Genomic DNA, 1,248 nt, shown 5'->3' with positions numbered 1-1,248 from the left:
TGTTTGGCGAAAAGATCGTGATCCGGATTCTGGACCCGAGCAGCGCAAAACTGGGCATCGACGCGCTGGGTTACGAGCCCATAGAAAAAGAACGCGTCTTGCAGGCGATTGGCCGCCCCTACGGCATGGTGCTGGTGACCGGCCCTACGGGTTCGGGCAAAACTGTGTCGCTCTACACCTTTTTGAACCTGCTGAACAAGCCTGGCGTGAACATCGCCACGGCCGAAGACCCGTCCGAAATCAATTTGCCGGGGGTCAACCAGGTCAATGTGAACGAAAAAGCGGGCATGACCTTTGCTGTGGCGTTGAAATCGTTTCTGCGCCAGGACCCGGACATCATCATGGTCGGCGAAATCCGCGATCTGGAAACCGCCGACATCTCCATCAAGGCCGCGCAAACCGGCCACCTGGTGCTGTCCACGCTGCACACCAACGATGCACCTACCACCTTGACGCGCATGCGCAACATGGGCATTGCGCCGTTCAATATTGCGTCCAGCGTGATTCTGATCACCGCGCAGCGGCTGGCGCGGCGGCTGTGCCCGGCATGCAAGGCGCTGATCGACATCCCGCAAAAGACGCTGCTGGAGTCCGGCTACGCGCCCGAAGAATTGGACGGCTCCTGGAAACCCTACGTCCCGGTGGGCTGCAACGCCTGCAACACCGGCTACAAAGGCCGGGTCGTCATTTACCAGGTGATGCCGATTTCCGGGGAAATCCAGCGCATCATCCTGCGCGACGGCAGCGCGCTGGACATTGCCGAACAGGCCAACATCGAAGGTGTGCGAACCCTGCGCCAGGCCGGGCTGCACAAAGTGAAGCTGGGCTTGACCTCGCTGGAAGAAGTGCTCGCCGTGAGCAATGAATAGACCCGGACTTATTTAGTCGTACCAAGGCACTCCATGGCATCAGCCGCGTCCAGCACAGTCAAAGAATTCGTCTTCGAATGGGAAGGCAAGGACCGCAACGGCAAGCAGGTCCGGGGCGAGACGCGCGCATCGGGTGAAAACCAGGTCACCGCATCCCTGCGCCGCCAGGGGGTGTTTCCCACCAAGATCAAGAAACGCCGCATGCGCGGGGGCAAGAGCATCAAGCCCAAGGACATTGCCATCTTCACCCGCCAACTGGCGACCATGATGAAGGCCGGGGTGCCGCTGCTGCAGGCGTTTGACATCGTGGGCCGGGGCAACGCCAATGCCAGCGTGACCAAGCTGCTCAACGACATCCGCCAGGACGTGGAAACCGGCA

Annotated in this window: 2 protein-coding genes; both read left to right on the top strand. The window is 60.6% G+C overall.

Features of this window, described 5'->3' with window-relative positions; all coding sequences use genetic code 11:
- Positions 1–869: ATPase, T2SS/T4P/T4SS family (locus tag AC097L_RS24945; protein ID WP_479589401.1), on the top strand; the 869-nt coding region annotated here is incomplete at its 5' end.
- A gap of 33 nt (positions 870–902) precedes the next feature.
- The coding region (locus AC097L_RS24940; RefSeq protein WP_479589400.1) for a type II secretion system F family protein at positions 903–1,248 on the top strand (346 nt) is incomplete at its 3' end.

The sequence above is a fragment of the Rhodoferax sp. RT5P35 genome, from assembly GCF_056521385.1.
The sequence above is the reverse complement of the archived record's forward strand: the minus strand, read 5'-3'. Positions and strand labels throughout refer to the sequence as shown.